This is a genomic window from Flavobacterium sp. B114r, assembly GCF_056824125.1.
Genome location: NZ_CP124858.1, coordinates 345,391 through 359,000 on the forward strand (window position 1 = coordinate 345,391; position 13,610 = coordinate 359,000).

Consider the following 13,610-nt stretch of genomic DNA (forward strand, 5'->3'; position numbering starts at 1 on the left):
TTTGAATTTATTTATTTAAAAATGCTCCCTTAGCATCCGTTTTTTCCCAATTTTTAGTTTTTATATTATATCTTTTCACAATTTTTGCCGGCGAACCAACTATTACGCAATAATCCGGATAAACACCCCTAACAACTGCATTTGCTCCAACTACACATTGATTTCCAAGAATAGTTCCAGCTTGAATACAAGCACCAAAGCCAATGAAACAATTTTTTCCTATAATTGTCTCTTTAATTAAATACGATTGGTCTAAAATATTTTTTCCAATCTCAGTATAATCATGATCAATATTAGTTATAAAACTATTTGCTAGTATTACTGTAGATTCACCAATAATGAGATTAGATCCAGAAGTAATATGAACATTTTGAGCAATTCTTACGTCAGATTGAATCTCTAAACTAGAGTTTTTACCATGCACCTCCAATCTGACATGTGGATAAATTCTCACTTTATTTCCAATATGAATTTTAGAAATCCCATACAAAAAAGTAGGCTTCCCCAAGTAACTTAAAAGCCCTAAATTTTTAAAAAATGGCTTATATAGCAAAGCCCTAACAAGCCAAAATAGTCGATACATTATCTTATTTTTAAAACTAAAATCCGTTTAATATACTTTAATTTTGAAAAAACAGTGAAAAATATATATTCAAAAAAGTTGATTTTATTTAAGTTAAAAATCTCTTTTATATTTTTATGTACTCCTTTTTCCATTTCCAAAATATTTGATGATAAACCTGAAAAACCCATTGATGGTTTACCTCCTCCCGTTATCACTAAAGTCTCCTTTAAAATTATCATTTTATTTGTTAAAGAAATTCGCATCCATAAATTGGCATCTTCCGAATATTTTTGGTCTTCATCAAAAAAACCTGTATTTTCTAAAACATCCTTTTTAAAAACTGCTGTAGATGTTTGTGCAACCACCTTAAACAATAATTTTTTTAGAGTTATAATTGCAAACTCATTATTTAAAATTTTATATGGAAAAGTAATTTTTTCATCGTTTCTATTACAAGCAACAAAATCTACAGAATTAAAACCCTTATTTAAATATGGCAATTGTAATTGTAATTTATTGGGTAACCACACATCATCTGAATCTAATAAAGCAATGAATTCACCTTTTGCTATTTTTAACCCAACATTTCTTGCTTTAGATACACCGCCATTTTCTTGATTAATTAGTGTAATATCTAAATCTTGATTTTGATTTTTATAATATTCAACAATTTTTCTACTTTCATCTTTTGAGCCATCATTTACAACTATTATTTCTAATGGTCCTTGATAAGTTTGTTTTTTAATAGAATCTAGACAGTTTTTGATTGTTTTACTGCCATTATATAGAGGAATAATTACTGACACCATTCTAACACGATATTTTAATAGATCTTTTAAATCTAAATATTTTTAATTTTTAATTTTAATCCTATCTGCAACACTGAAAATAATTGGCCAAAGTAGAATAGTACCTACCGTAAACCACATATTATTGAATGTAGCCAATAGAATTATTGAATTTAATGATGCGAGAGCTGTTAGATAATATTTACTTTTTCTTCTAATTAATAAGGGATAAACTAAAGAACTTATCATTATAACAACAAACATAATAATTAAACCTAAAGAACCTAAAGCTAAATAGGAGCCATAATATACCGTTGGGGCATTTAATAATGGTGTAACTAAATAGTAAGAAGGATCGAATGCTTCTAATTCATCCTCATAGCTAAATACTGCAACTAATCTTTTACTGATGAAGTCTGGAAACAACTGAGTAGTTATAAATATACCCACATTATGAATCTCAAATTGATCTTCCTTTTCAATAATTATATTTTGAAGATTTCCCATAGGAGAAATTATATAAATATAGCTCCAATAAAACTCTACTGGTACTCCACTATCAATAAAAGAATCTGTAGCTCCTGCAACTCGTAAAAGGTATTCTTTATCATCTTTAGTTTGCTCTGCCCTAATATTACCAACTACTCCAAATAAATAGAGTACCATTAAAATTGTACCGATTGAGATAAAAACACTTTTAATATTGATTGTTTTCAATCGCATTAAGTACAAAAAAATAAATGCAGAAAAGACTATCATTAAAGCTCCACGGTTCATAATGAGTACATACGGGATTAAACTCAAAAAAAATTGAAAGAAAGTCTTTTTATTCTTGCTTGCTAAATAATGATCAGCCATCAGAATAGAAAAAAAAATATTGAAAGTCCCCAAAATTGAATGAAATGTCGGAATACCTTTAAATTCATCGTATGAATAAGACGACACTAAGAAAGTCTTTATTATTGGAATAGTAAATTCATATAAAAAATCAAGACTATATCCAATTGCGATAAAATAAAACGCCTTTTTGATGAACAAAGGACTTAAATCAACATTGTTAATGCTTATTCTCAGACTATTTTTCTGCAAAAATGTCAAAAAAAGAGCAACCAAAATTGTGCTAAATAAAAAAAACAACAAAAAACCACTTAATTTTGGAAACAAGTCTGACCAACCTATTTGATAAAGCAATAAAAGCGAAGAAAAGGAAAAAACATATACAAAACAAGGAAGATATAATAGTTTATGATTCATTTTACTAAGAAAAAATTTGTATTAACCACTCCTCTAAAGAAAGCACAATTCTTTTTTTTTGTCCAATATTATCATCAAAGAAACTTTGATCAATATTGATATTGTTTAAATCAAATAGTAAAACCATCCCAGAATCCCTAACAAATTCATCTTTTTTAAAAAAAGAATTATTAGTAGCAACTTTGGTATTACAAGCTAATGATTCTATTACTCTCATAGCTAAGCCTGTTTGTCTTGAATTACTAACATCAACCATTATATGGCTCTTGGAAAGTATATCTAAATAGCTCATTCTCTTCAAATGTTTAAATGAAACAATAGATCTGTCAAGTGCTTTTCTTTTAAAAAAATACTTAACACGGGTCGTAAAAGGCATATATAAAAAAGGCTTTAATTTATAACCTTTTACTAGGCAAAATTCTTTAAATTTTAAAATGGCTTCATATCTTTCTTCAAAAAAATAACCCATAAAAAAGAAATCATATTCATAGTTTTTCTTTTTATATCTATAATCTTCAACATCTTTTGTATAAAACAATGGAATATACTCTATATTAAAATCTTCACAATCTTGAAAATCAAAAGTTTTAACCTTATCAAATGAATTAATTAAATGGCTAAACGGATTCGTTTGTTCTGAATCCCATTGATACATTATAGTTTCACATTGTGGATTGTTCTTTTTGAATGATTCTAAAAAAGAAATCGGCATCATATATCCTCTAACAACGAAGAGATAATCATAACTTTTTTTTTCAATAGATTTTAAAATTTCATCGTAATGCTTTTTCTGAAACTTAATCATGTAAGACTCAAAAAAATTGTTAACAATATTAAAATCAAAACCGTAGGATCTTTCTTCAAAAAAATCAACTGACGCTCCCATTTGCTCAAGTTGGTTTTTAATCATATTTTCATAATCGTGAAATCTAGGCCCTATAAATAATATTTTTTTTTTTTTAAAATTCATTAAACTTTATTTTTTACAACTGCTATGTTAACAAAGAAAACATTCAAATTTATATATTAAAAAATGGTGTTTTCTTACTATAAATAATCGATTTTTTTTAACATAAAGCAGAAATTTTTAATTCAAAAACCATTTGTAAATAACTCTACTAATTAATCTTTTGTCTTTTAAAGCAATAAAAGAACCGATAATCTTTTTTCTAGATAAATCTAGCTCGTCATAATATAAATCATTAAATTTTTTTACCTGCAAAATGTAAGGCATTAAATAATTACCTTTACTTGCTCTTGAAATAAAACCTTTAATTCTATTAACAAATGTTATTTTTTCTTTTTCTGTCACAGTTCCCAAGTGACTACGATAATACATTAATGGTTCGTTAATACAAATTGAATTACCAAATCCATATCCTATTAAAGCAATTAAATAGTCATGCATAATAATATCCTCCATATCAGATTTAAGCATTTCTTCTTTCATCTGTCTATTAATAAGACAAGTACATCCTGTTACTACATTAAAAATAAGGAGTTTTTTAAAAGTAATTTTTTGTGGAATAAACTTATGCAACTTCCAAAATGATGTATAGGTAATATTATCATTCTGATCAATTAAACATAAATCATGATAAACTACTAATGGTTTATTATCTTTCTTAAAGTTTGAATTAATAATCGAATTCATTTGAACTTCAATTTTATTATTGAACCAAATATCATCTTGATCACACAAAGCCATGTAATCATAAGTGGCTAGAGAAATTGCACGTTTAAAAGAATTATTAGAGCCTAAATTTTTATCATTAAAAAAAAGCTTGATTTCTTTGCATAATCTTTGATATTCAATTAAAATATCTTTTGTTGAATCTGTTGAACAATCATCAACTATTACAATTTCATCTATAGGATATGTTTGTTCCAGAATGGAGTCTAACTGTTTTTTTAAATATGCACTACCATTAAATGTACATAATACAACACTTATTTTATTATTTTTTTCCGGCATGTTTTTTATCATTATAATTGTTTTACTGAAAAATTTTAAAATAATTGCATTTTAGAAAAACAAAAAATTATATCTAATGAGTGTGGATTAATTATGAAGTTATATAAATAAATTATCATAATAATTAATTATATTATCACTAAATTTTTTTTCTAAAAAATTATGGGTTGCATAGGCGTACGCTGTCTTTCTCACTTTTTCAAATTTCTCACCATCATTAACGATATCAATCATATAATTTACAAGTTCTTCTTCATTATTATATAAATACCCTGTATTCTCGTGATCAATAATTTCCATTGTTCCACTGTCATTAAATCCAAAAACAATACAGAAATTCATCATGCTTTCGACGGTAACTCTTCCCATTGCTTCGTTTCTCGAGCACATTAAAAAAGCGGTGGCATTTGCCATAAATTTATCAATATCAGTTCTAAAGCCTAAAAACATAACATAATTCTCCAGACCTTTGTTTTTAACCTTTTCCCTTAGATGACTTTCATAATCAAATGAACCTTCTCCAACTATTAAAAGTTTAAAATTAGAATTAACCCTCTTAAAATTTTCAAAAGCATCTATTGCTTCTTCCACTCCTTTACTTTTAGTCAAGGCTGCACAAAATAAAAAGTAATTGCTTTTGGGTAAAGATTCTAAATATTTAGGTTCTTTTCTGATAGCATCAGGTAAAATAAAAGCTTTTCCTGCAACACCAAAACTATTTGCTACACCATTTGTAATACATATAATATTTTTAGTTTTTCTTATTCTTTTTTTATATTTTTTTAGCCCTCCAAAAACATATAATCCATAACTAGGATGTATATATTCTCTTAAATGCCAAATGTGCTTAATCTTTTTTAGTTTTGCCAAACTAACTCCCACGGCCACAACTCCAGAATTTGAGTGAATGATATTAATCTTATTTTCATCAACTATTTTACCCAACTTTTTCATTGCTATTGAATTCAAATAGATTTTATAATATAACCTTAAAATATTTTTAGTATAAGCAATAATCCCCTTTGATCTTGGACACAACTCATTTCTAAAATTAACTATGTAATAATCCCATCCCTTTTCTTCAAATAAATCACAAATAATTCCCCTAACAGGAAAAACTACAGTTACAAAAATTTCTTTGTCTCTTAAAGAAGACACAATATTTATTAGTGATTGATTTGCTCCATATGCTCCTCCATCGTGAGCTATAAACAGTATTCTCTTCTCCATATTTTAAAGTTGTTAATCACTTCTAGTTCTTTTTAAAGAATGTAGTTTGCGAGATTAAAGTAAAAAAAAGACGGATAACTGTCTTAGGACAATAAATTAATGAATTTACAAATCCTTGATTTTTTAATACCAATAAAAACAAACTCCATCTCTCACTATGAGAAACTTTTTTGTTGTTTCTATCATTCCCTATCAACCAGTAGTTTGTAACATGGCAACCTAAAAAGAGAGTCTTATTATATTCTTTATTCTTTTTTGCATTATAAAACGCTTCCAAAAAAAGTCTTGTTCGAGGTATATAAGTTCTATAATCCCAACCAACTTGATCATTATATGAATCTATTAATGTGTCATCTATAAATTCACAAATTGAATTATCGTTTTTCTCAACATACTTCAAAACCATTACTATCGTGCCTACCATACTTGATAAATTATTATAATAGTCTTGTAAGGAAGGTTTGATTTTTTCTATGTTGTATAAACACGAAGACATAGTAAAAGAACTTGAAAAAACAATAAAGCTCTTAAATTCTTTTGTTAATTGATCAAATCCAGATGTTCTAAATGACACACCTTTACAAAAATTAAAAAAAACTATATCTGAATTTCTATCTAATAATTCTAAAAGATATTCAACAACATTATTCCGTACAAAATCATCGTCAGACAAAGTCCATAACCATTTAGTTTCACAATTTTCAAAACACCTTGCAATATTTGCATCACCTCCAACATTAACTTTATTCCTAATCAAAGTAAATCTCGATAATTCATCATTAGTGAAATAACTTTCTATTGGTATATTAGAGTAATTGTCATAAACAATCAAATTAACACGTTTATTCAATTGAGGTAATATTAACCTTACCTGCTTTTTAATTTCCTCAGGTCGATTATAAGTAGGTATACTAATAGTTAATATTGGAGAATCTATTTGCAATTTATCATCCATTATGCCACTCTTTTTTCTTGATTGTAAAAATAAAATAAGTCCATATAAAAGCTATTACTGTCAAAATCATATAACCTGATGTAAGACCAATTACTCCAAAATATTTGCCAAGTGTAAGAGTAGAAATGCAACATGATATTCCTATTACCACGCTTGGAATCAACATGGGCTCTTTTTTATGGCAACGCATGTAAGTTGCCCAACTTGAGATTACATGGTTAAGTAAAACTGGAATCATCATAAATAGCATAGGTAAGTAAGGTAGAAATCTATCTGCAAAATTCTTACCAGCTATTTTTATTTCAAAATAACGCAATACAAAAACAATCCCAAAGAGGGTTGTGAGTGCAAATATGTTTAACAGAGTAGATTGTATAAGTGTATTACTAAATAGTTTATCTAATTTCTCATACTCTTTCTGTGCGATTAAACCTGAAAAAACAGGTACTTTAGTTGACATCCAACTAAATGTCAATGAAAATATAGAATTCAAAACTGCCAATGTCATTCCCATTTGTCCGGCTACAACAGCTCCTTCTGTAGCAAAAAGAACTGGATTAAAAAGTTGAAATATAAAATAACCACTTATCCAACTCAAAGCTATTTTCCATTGATAGGGAAATATTTCCAATCTATAGTTTACTCCCCATTTATCAAGTTTATTCCAAATAAAAATTACGATCTTTTTTTTGTTTCCAAAGAAAATCCAAATTGGAACTACTAAAAAAGCAATTATTGCAGCCACTGGAACAGCGAAAAGTTTAAACCCGAAAGAAAACAATAATAACACTAAAGACAGTTGTATAAATTGCTGTATTAATCGAATTCTCGCTATTTCTTTTACTAGACCTAAGCCTTCAAAAAAGGCTAAAATAGGCGAAATCATAAGAGATAACGAAGTTGTCAATGAAAGAATAACCCAAGGAATTTGCCAGCTTACAGAAACATTTTCTTTACCATATTTATTAAAAAAGACATATCCTGCCACTAAAAGGCCAAAAATCAATAAAACAGAAAGAACTGCAAACCATTTTATAGTAAATCGTAGTAAAGAAGCCAACCTTGAACTTGATTCTGGTGAACCTACAAAACTAGTTCGATCATGCCAAATTAAATTTGCATTTTCGTGAGCCACAAACTGGGTAATAATTCCAGACAAACCTAACTCAAAAAAAATTTGTATTGCTAATATACTACCAAATGTGTAAAAATAACCTTGCTCAACTTTAGATAGAAATCTAGCTACAAATAATAATGTAATCACACCTCCAGCAGCTTGTATGGCTCTCGATAAAACTGTGTAAGCAATAGCACCATCAATTCCAATCTTATGAGCGACTCTAATTGTTTGTTTTCTCATTCTCTGATTTGATCTTAATTTTTATATTGAAATTCTGTCCTTTTTGCTTCCAAAATTATCTCTCAAAGATGTAAGCTTAACTTCAAAATAATTATATTGCAAATAAGATCCACAAATTGTCATTAACCAGATAAGAATGACTAAAAATAATTTACTGAAATTTAAATTAAATTTAATATTCACATATTCACACAAAAAAATATATAGTGGATGGGATAAGTATATTGAATATGAAATTAAACTTATGAGCCTTATAGCTTTATAAATATGATTATTGTTATTTTTATGTTTTAGATCATTAACCCAAGGGATTAATAGGGATATTGAAAAACTCATTAATGTAAAAAAAAATGTATTCAGAAAGAAACACGAACCGAATAGCTGTTTTTGATTATTAAAATCAAACTTTAGTATGAAAAGAAAATAAAAAAGTATATTTAGAGATATAAACGATATAATTCCTACGAGAAAAAAAACATTCTTTTTATTTTCTAAAAATGTCTTTTTATAATAATTAAAATATGCAACTAAAACACCAAAACCTATTGCATCTAATCTAAGAAGTGCTATCTTTCTATATCCTGCATCCCATTCTAAATGAAAATTATTTAACGAAAGAAATATTTTAATTATTAAAGGCACAAAAATAAAAAAGAATATAACAACAAAAAAAGACTTTTTTTTGTTGGAAAATATAAAATTACTGATAATTAAAGATAATGGGAATAGTAAATAAAACCACTCCTCCACTGCTAAACTCCAAGAAACACCATAAAACTCACTCTTAAATTCTGATGCAAAATTTTGTAAAAAAAATACATATGACAAACCATTAGACGTCAAAAATATGAATTGTTTTGTTGCAAAATAAAATAAAATTGCATTAGCTATTAAAACTAAATAATAATTTGGCAAAGTTCTAAACCATCTTCTAATCCAAAAAATTTTTATACTTTGAAATTTATTAATTATTTCCTGATTGTGCATTTTAATTAAAATAGTACCAATTAAAAATCCACTCAGAACAAAAAAAAATTCAACTCCTAGTAAGGCAGAAAAAGAAGAAATTGAAGTTATAATATGACTTTTTCCTAATATAGGCAATGTATGTGCTAGAAGAACTAGTAGAACTGCAATTGCTCGCAATAAATCTAGACCAAATACTCTTGATTGGCTAATTTTCATGAATTTATGAATTTAAATATTCGCGAATAGTAGTTGCAATATAATCATAATGTGATTCGTTCAATCCAGGCCACACACCTAACCAAAACGATTGATTCATTATTGTATCAGTATTTTCTAAAGATCCTACAACACGATGCTCAATATTAGCGTAAGCAGGTTGTCTTAATAAATTGCCTCCAAATAACAAACGAGTTCCAATTTTATTCTTCTCTAAGTGCTGTACTAACATATGACGATCATTAGCATCACCTTCACGAAGGGTTAGTAAAAATCCAAACCAAGATGGTTCTGAATTTGGTGTTGGCTCAGGCAATATAAAAACCTCTTCAAATTCTTTCATTCTTTCATATAAAGCAGCATAATTTTCTTTACGACGCTGTACGAATTGGTCTATCTTTTTTATTTGAGAAACACCAAAAGCAGCCTGCATATCTGTAACTTTCAAATTAAACCCAATATGAGAATAGGTGTATTTATGATCATATCCATATGGCAATGTACCTAATTGCTGTCCAAAACGACATCCACATGTATCATCTTTTCCAGGTTCACAATAACAATCACGACCCCAATCACGAAAACTTTCAGCTAATTTTGATAAAATTGGATTATTGATTAATACTGCACCACCTTCTCCCATTGTGATATGGTGTGCCGGATAAAAAGAAAAAGTAGAGATATCACCAAAAGTACCCGTTTTTTTTCCATTGTAAGTCGCACCTAATGAATCACAATCATCCTCTACCACCCAAAGATTATATTTTTTTGCAACACGCATTACTTCATCTAAATCAAAAGGATTACCCAATGAATGCGCAATCATAATTGCTTTTGTTTTAGGACTAACTGCTGCTTCAATCATATCTGCTTTCACATTGTGTGTTGCGATATCAACATCAATAAATACTGGAATAGCTCCAAACTGAATAATTGGATTTATTGTTGTTGGAAAACCTGCAGCTACGGTAATAACTTCATCTCCAGGCTTTATTGCTCTTTCTCCTAATTTTGGAGAAGTTAAGGCATAAAATGCTACAAGGTTAGCAGAAGATCCTGAATTTACTAAAAGAGATCTGTGCGCACCAAAATACGCAGCAAAATCCGCTTCAAACTTATTTGCGAAGCGTCCTGCTGTTAACCATCCGTCTAAGGCAGCATCAACTCCCATTAAAATATCCTCTTCATCTAATACTTTTCCTGTAACTGGTATATAGTTTTCTCCAGCAACAATAATTTGAGTTGATTTCTTTTTTGCAATTTCTCTTAAACTATTTAATAGAGAATCTTCTTTTAAATTTTGTAACATATCAATGATTGATTAAATCTTTTTATTTTTTATCTTTTAGTTTAATTATTCCTTTTTAACTGATTCCACAAAATTGTTCTATTGATTGCTTCGTCAATTGTAAATACTTCTTTAAAATTTAATTCCTTTTTAATTTTATCAGTATTAGGCACTAGTTTTGAAACGCTTAAATAATCCTTAGATGATCTTGTTAAAATTTCCATTTTAGATCCAGATTGATTTTGTATCTTGATTGCCAATTCATTTAAAGATATTGGGGTACTACTGCCTAAATTATATATTTCACCAATTTTACCATCAATTAATGATTTTAAAATACAATATGCCATGTCACTTGCGTATAAATAACTCCTTTCCGTTAGACCATTTCCTAAAATTCTGATTGGTCCACCTAAAATTGCATCTCTAATAAAGCTATTAATTGCCCATGGTTTTTCTATATCTTGATATGGTCCTATAAAGGCAAACGGTCTCAAGATTATTATAGGTAATCTTAAATTATTTTTGTAATAAGAACATAAAGTTTCTGCTATTCTTTTAGACTCAGCATAACAATTAGCAATATTAAGTGCTTCAAAAGGTCCAAAAGAATTTTCGCTTATTAATTGTTCTGTTTCATTTTTACCGTAAACTTGGTGTGAACTTAAGTGCACTATTTTTTTTAAATTCTGAATTCTAGAGGCTGCATCCAATAAAGATTGAGTTCCTTTATAAAATGTTTCAATTGTTTTTAATGGATCAGACACGTGCTCTCTATTATCTGGAGAACCTGCTGCATGAATAATATAATTTAGATCAATAGGTAAATCATGCAAATACCTCACATCTTGCTCTATGAAATTTATAAAGCTTTTTTCTGCTAAATGAGGAACTTCATCTTTAAACTTAACTATATCTCTACCCAACAAATATAATTTAATGTTTAAGTTGCTGGTAAAATTTATATAAGATACCATTTCAGCAATCCATTTACCAACAAAACCTGTTCCGCCTGTGACTAGGATTGATTGATTATCTAAAATTGAAAAACTTTCAATTTCCACACATGAAGCTTTACAATCCTCAAATACAATTTTATTTTTAGCTAAACTCATTATTTTCGATTTCTAATTAAATCCATCACGACTTCAATAATAATATCTTCCTGACCTCCAACAATTTTTCTTTTTCCTAATTCACGGTATACATCTCTCGGATCCACTTCATATTCATTTGAAATCCTGGTAACATGCTTTGCAAAACCTGAAAAAACTCCTGACAAACCACTAACAATACTGTCTGATTTAATAGTTGGAACAGTGCTCATTAATTTTTTCTCAGCTATATCAGATGCGTCAAGAATTTTGTACAAATCTATTCCGGTTACATATCCCATTTTTTCTAAAACAGCTACCAAAACTTCTAATTGTGCGTTTCCAGCACCAGCACCAAAACCTCTCGCGGTTCCATCGAGAATTTTTGCTCCCGACTCAATAGCTGTAATAGAATTTGCTATCGCCAATCCAAGATTATTATGTGCATGGAAACCTACCGGAACTTTTAAACCATTTACTAGTGCTGAAATTCTCTCTTGCACATCTGAGGGTAAGTAAGCTCCCGCTGAATCCATAATTATAATTCCTTCTGCACCATAAAGTTCCATTTTTTGAGCTTCTTCAACCAAAACTGATGCAGATGCCATATGACTCATCATTAAAACACCATACGCTTCCTTTCCTCTCTCCCTTACATATCCTAGATGACGTTGAGTGATATCTGCTTCAGTACAATGAGACGCTACTCTAATAACATCTACTCCAATATCTATAGCATTAACTAAATCTCTTTTAATAGTAGCGAACCCCGGAATAACATGTATACCTAATTTACTTTTATTAAGATGCTTTCTAGCTGTCTCTAAAATGGTTTTATCATCTTCTTTACTTAATCCTACTTGTAACGAAGATGCTCCCAATCCATTTCCATGACCTACCTCTACAATAGGTACTCCTGCCTTATCAGCAGCTTCAGAATAAATTGCAATTTGTTCAGCACTTAACTGATGAGCGCAGGCATGATTTCCATCTCGCAACGTAGGATCGCTAATTAATATTTGTTTAATCATGAAAATTTATTTGATATTATTAAAACTTTTAGAATATTGTTCAGCAACAGCAATCGCTGCACAATTGATAATATCTAAATTACCAGCATATTTAGGTAAATAATCTCCTAATCCTTGTGCTTTAACCATAATTACTATTCTTCCATTTTCAAAAACTGGCGGAACTAATAGGCTATATCCTGGTACGTAATCCTGGATTTTTTTTATCATTATATCAATCTCTTTTTTCAAATACTCCATATCTGGATTCTCGACTTGAGCAAAGATAGTAGTTTGCATATCAATGCAAGGATCAGCAGGGTTCAGATTTAAGATTGCTTTTGTTCTAGGAACATTAGAAAAATGTTTTATACCATTTTCAGTTGTATCAACATATTCGTCTAAATTTAATCTTGTTGCTGGACCGGCACTTCTTGAAGCAATGCTAGAAACTACTTCAATATATTCTACATTCTTTTGAGTCTTACCTATAACGTGAGCAATCGGGATAGAAGCCTGACCCCCACAAGTAATCATATTTACATTTCTGTGTTCTATGACTTCATCTAAATTTACAGCTGGAATACAAAATACTCCTAATTTAGCAGGAGTCATATCAACAACAATTTTACCTAACTTATCTAAAATATCCCAATGAATTTTAGCGTCTTTAGCAGATGTTGCGTCAAAGACTAAATCAACTAAATCTGAATTTTTCACTATTGCATTTATACTTTCATCAGAAACCTTAACTCCCATAGCAATAGCTTTGGCCATACCTGGTGAAGACAAATTTCTACCAATAAATAAAACACATTCTAAAAATTCAGAACGCTGGATTTTAATTAATAAATCAGTCCCTATATTTCCACTTCCTAATATTGCTACTCTTAATTTTTTCATTTG

At 28.9% G+C, this 13,610-nt stretch carries 13 protein-coding genes; all 13 read right to left on the reverse strand.

All coding sequences use genetic code 11. The annotated features are described in order from the left end of the window. Nucleotides 1-7: 7 nt before the first annotated feature. The gene (locus QLQ94_RS01635) at nucleotides 8-583 is read right to left on the reverse strand and encodes a DapH/DapD/GlmU-related protein (RefSeq protein WP_482498974.1); all 576 of its coding nucleotides are present in this window, start codon (nucleotides 581-583) and stop codon (nucleotides 8-10) included. Then, a complete protein-coding gene (locus tag QLQ94_RS01640; protein WP_482498976.1) occupies nucleotides 583-1,374 on the reverse strand; it encodes a glycosyltransferase family 2 protein in 792 nt (263 codons plus the stop codon). Before QLQ94_RS01640 ends, QLQ94_RS01635 begins: the two co-directional genes overlap by 1 nt. A 42-nt stretch (nucleotides 1,375-1,416) precedes the next feature. After that, nucleotides 1,417-2,607, reverse strand: coding sequence for a hypothetical protein (locus QLQ94_RS01645; RefSeq protein ID WP_482498978.1), 1,191 nt, complete (start codon nucleotides 2,605-2,607; stop codon nucleotides 1,417-1,419). A 4-nt stretch (nucleotides 2,608-2,611) separates the two neighbouring features. Beyond that, entirely contained in the window at nucleotides 2,612-3,577 is a 966-nt protein-coding gene (locus QLQ94_RS01650) for a WaaS/CpsH family glycosyltransferase (RefSeq protein ID WP_482498980.1), read from the reverse strand. A 117-nt stretch (nucleotides 3,578-3,694) separates the two neighbouring features. Beyond that, a complete protein-coding gene (locus QLQ94_RS01655) occupies nucleotides 3,695-4,594 on the reverse strand; it encodes a glycosyltransferase family 2 protein (protein WP_482498982.1) in 900 nt (299 codons plus the stop codon). Between the two features lie 87 nt (nucleotides 4,595-4,681). Then, a complete protein-coding gene (locus QLQ94_RS01660; protein ID WP_482498984.1) occupies nucleotides 4,682-5,812 on the reverse strand; it encodes a glycosyltransferase in 1,131 nt (376 codons plus the stop codon). Between the two features lie 22 nt (nucleotides 5,813-5,834). Continuing rightward, nucleotides 5,835-6,767 carry a glycosyltransferase family 2 protein gene (locus QLQ94_RS01665; protein WP_482498986.1) on the reverse strand — a complete coding sequence of 311 codons (933 nt, stop codon included), beginning with the start codon at nucleotides 6,765-6,767 and terminating at the stop codon, nucleotides 5,835-5,837. Then, nucleotides 6,760-8,127, reverse strand: coding sequence for a lipopolysaccharide biosynthesis protein (locus tag QLQ94_RS01670; RefSeq protein WP_482498988.1), 1,368 nt, complete (start codon nucleotides 8,125-8,127; stop codon nucleotides 6,760-6,762). Before QLQ94_RS01670 ends, QLQ94_RS01665 begins: the two co-directional genes overlap by 8 nt. Before the next feature lie 21 nt (nucleotides 8,128-8,148). Beyond that, nucleotides 8,149-9,312 carry an acyltransferase family protein gene (locus QLQ94_RS01675; RefSeq protein WP_482498990.1) on the reverse strand — a complete coding sequence of 388 codons (1,164 nt, stop codon included), beginning with the start codon at nucleotides 9,310-9,312 and terminating at the stop codon, nucleotides 8,149-8,151. Nucleotides 9,313-9,316: 4 nt separating this feature from the next. Continuing rightward, on the reverse strand, nucleotides 9,317-10,621 hold the full coding sequence (rfbH, locus tag QLQ94_RS01680) for a lipopolysaccharide biosynthesis protein RfbH (RefSeq protein ID WP_482498992.1): 1,305 nt from the start codon (nucleotides 10,619-10,621) through the stop codon (nucleotides 9,317-9,319). Nucleotides 10,622-10,662: 41 nt separating this feature from the next. Further along, nucleotides 10,663-11,715: an NAD-dependent epimerase/dehydratase family protein gene (locus QLQ94_RS01685; RefSeq protein ID WP_482498994.1), complete on the reverse strand. Its 1,053-nt coding sequence runs from the start codon at nucleotides 11,713-11,715 to the stop codon at nucleotides 10,663-10,665. Further along, entirely contained in the window at nucleotides 11,715-12,725 is a 1,011-nt protein-coding gene (dmpG, locus tag QLQ94_RS01690) for a 4-hydroxy-2-oxovalerate aldolase (RefSeq protein ID WP_482498996.1), read from the reverse strand. Before dmpG ends, QLQ94_RS01685 begins: the two co-directional genes overlap by 1 nt. A 6-nt stretch (nucleotides 12,726-12,731) precedes the next feature. After that, nucleotides 12,732-13,607 carry an acetaldehyde dehydrogenase (acetylating) gene (locus QLQ94_RS01695; protein WP_482498998.1) on the reverse strand — a complete coding sequence of 292 codons (876 nt, stop codon included), beginning with the start codon at nucleotides 13,605-13,607 and terminating at the stop codon, nucleotides 12,732-12,734. Between the last annotated feature and the right edge of the window lie 3 nt (nucleotides 13,608-13,610).

Coding starts and splice junctions, on each gene's coding strand:
- QLQ94_RS01645 (WP_482498978.1), bottom strand. CDS start 2,607: ATGAATCATAAACTATTATATCTTCCTTGTTTTGTATATGTTTTTTCC.
- QLQ94_RS01665 (WP_482498986.1), bottom strand. CDS start 6,767: ATGGATGATAAATTGCAAATAGATTCTCCAATATTAACTATTAGTATA.
- QLQ94_RS01655 (WP_482498982.1), bottom strand. CDS start 4,594: ATGATAAAAAACATGCCGGAAAAAAATAATAAAATAAGTGTTGTATTA.
- QLQ94_RS01675 (WP_482498990.1), bottom strand. CDS start 9,312: ATGAAAATTAGCCAATCAAGAGTATTTGGTCTAGATTTATTGCGAGCA.
- rfbH (WP_482498992.1), bottom strand. CDS start 10,621: ATGTTACAAAATTTAAAAGAAGATTCTCTATTAAATAGTTTAAGAGAA.
- QLQ94_RS01695 (WP_482498998.1), bottom strand. CDS start 13,607: ATGAAAAAATTAAGAGTAGCAATATTAGGAAGTGGAAATATAGGGACT.
- QLQ94_RS01660 (WP_482498984.1), bottom strand. CDS start 5,812: ATGGAGAAGAGAATACTGTTTATAGCTCACGATGGAGGAGCATATGGA.
- QLQ94_RS01640 (WP_482498976.1), bottom strand. CDS start 1,374: ATGGTGTCAGTAATTATTCCTCTATATAATGGCAGTAAAACAATCAAA.
- QLQ94_RS01650 (WP_482498980.1), bottom strand. CDS start 3,577: ATGAATTTTAAAAAAAAAAAAATATTATTTATAGGGCCTAGATTTCAC.
- dmpG (WP_482498996.1), bottom strand. CDS start 12,725: ATGATTAAACAAATATTAATTAGCGATCCTACGTTGCGAGATGGAAAT.
- QLQ94_RS01670 (WP_482498988.1), bottom strand. CDS start 8,127: ATGAGAAAACAAACAATTAGAGTCGCTCATAAGATTGGAATTGATGGT.
- QLQ94_RS01685 (WP_482498994.1), bottom strand. CDS start 11,715: ATGAGTTTAGCTAAAAATAAAATTGTATTTGAGGATTGTAAAGCTTCA.
- QLQ94_RS01635 (WP_482498974.1), bottom strand. CDS start 583: ATGTATCGACTATTTTGGCTTGTTAGGGCTTTGCTATATAAGCCATTT.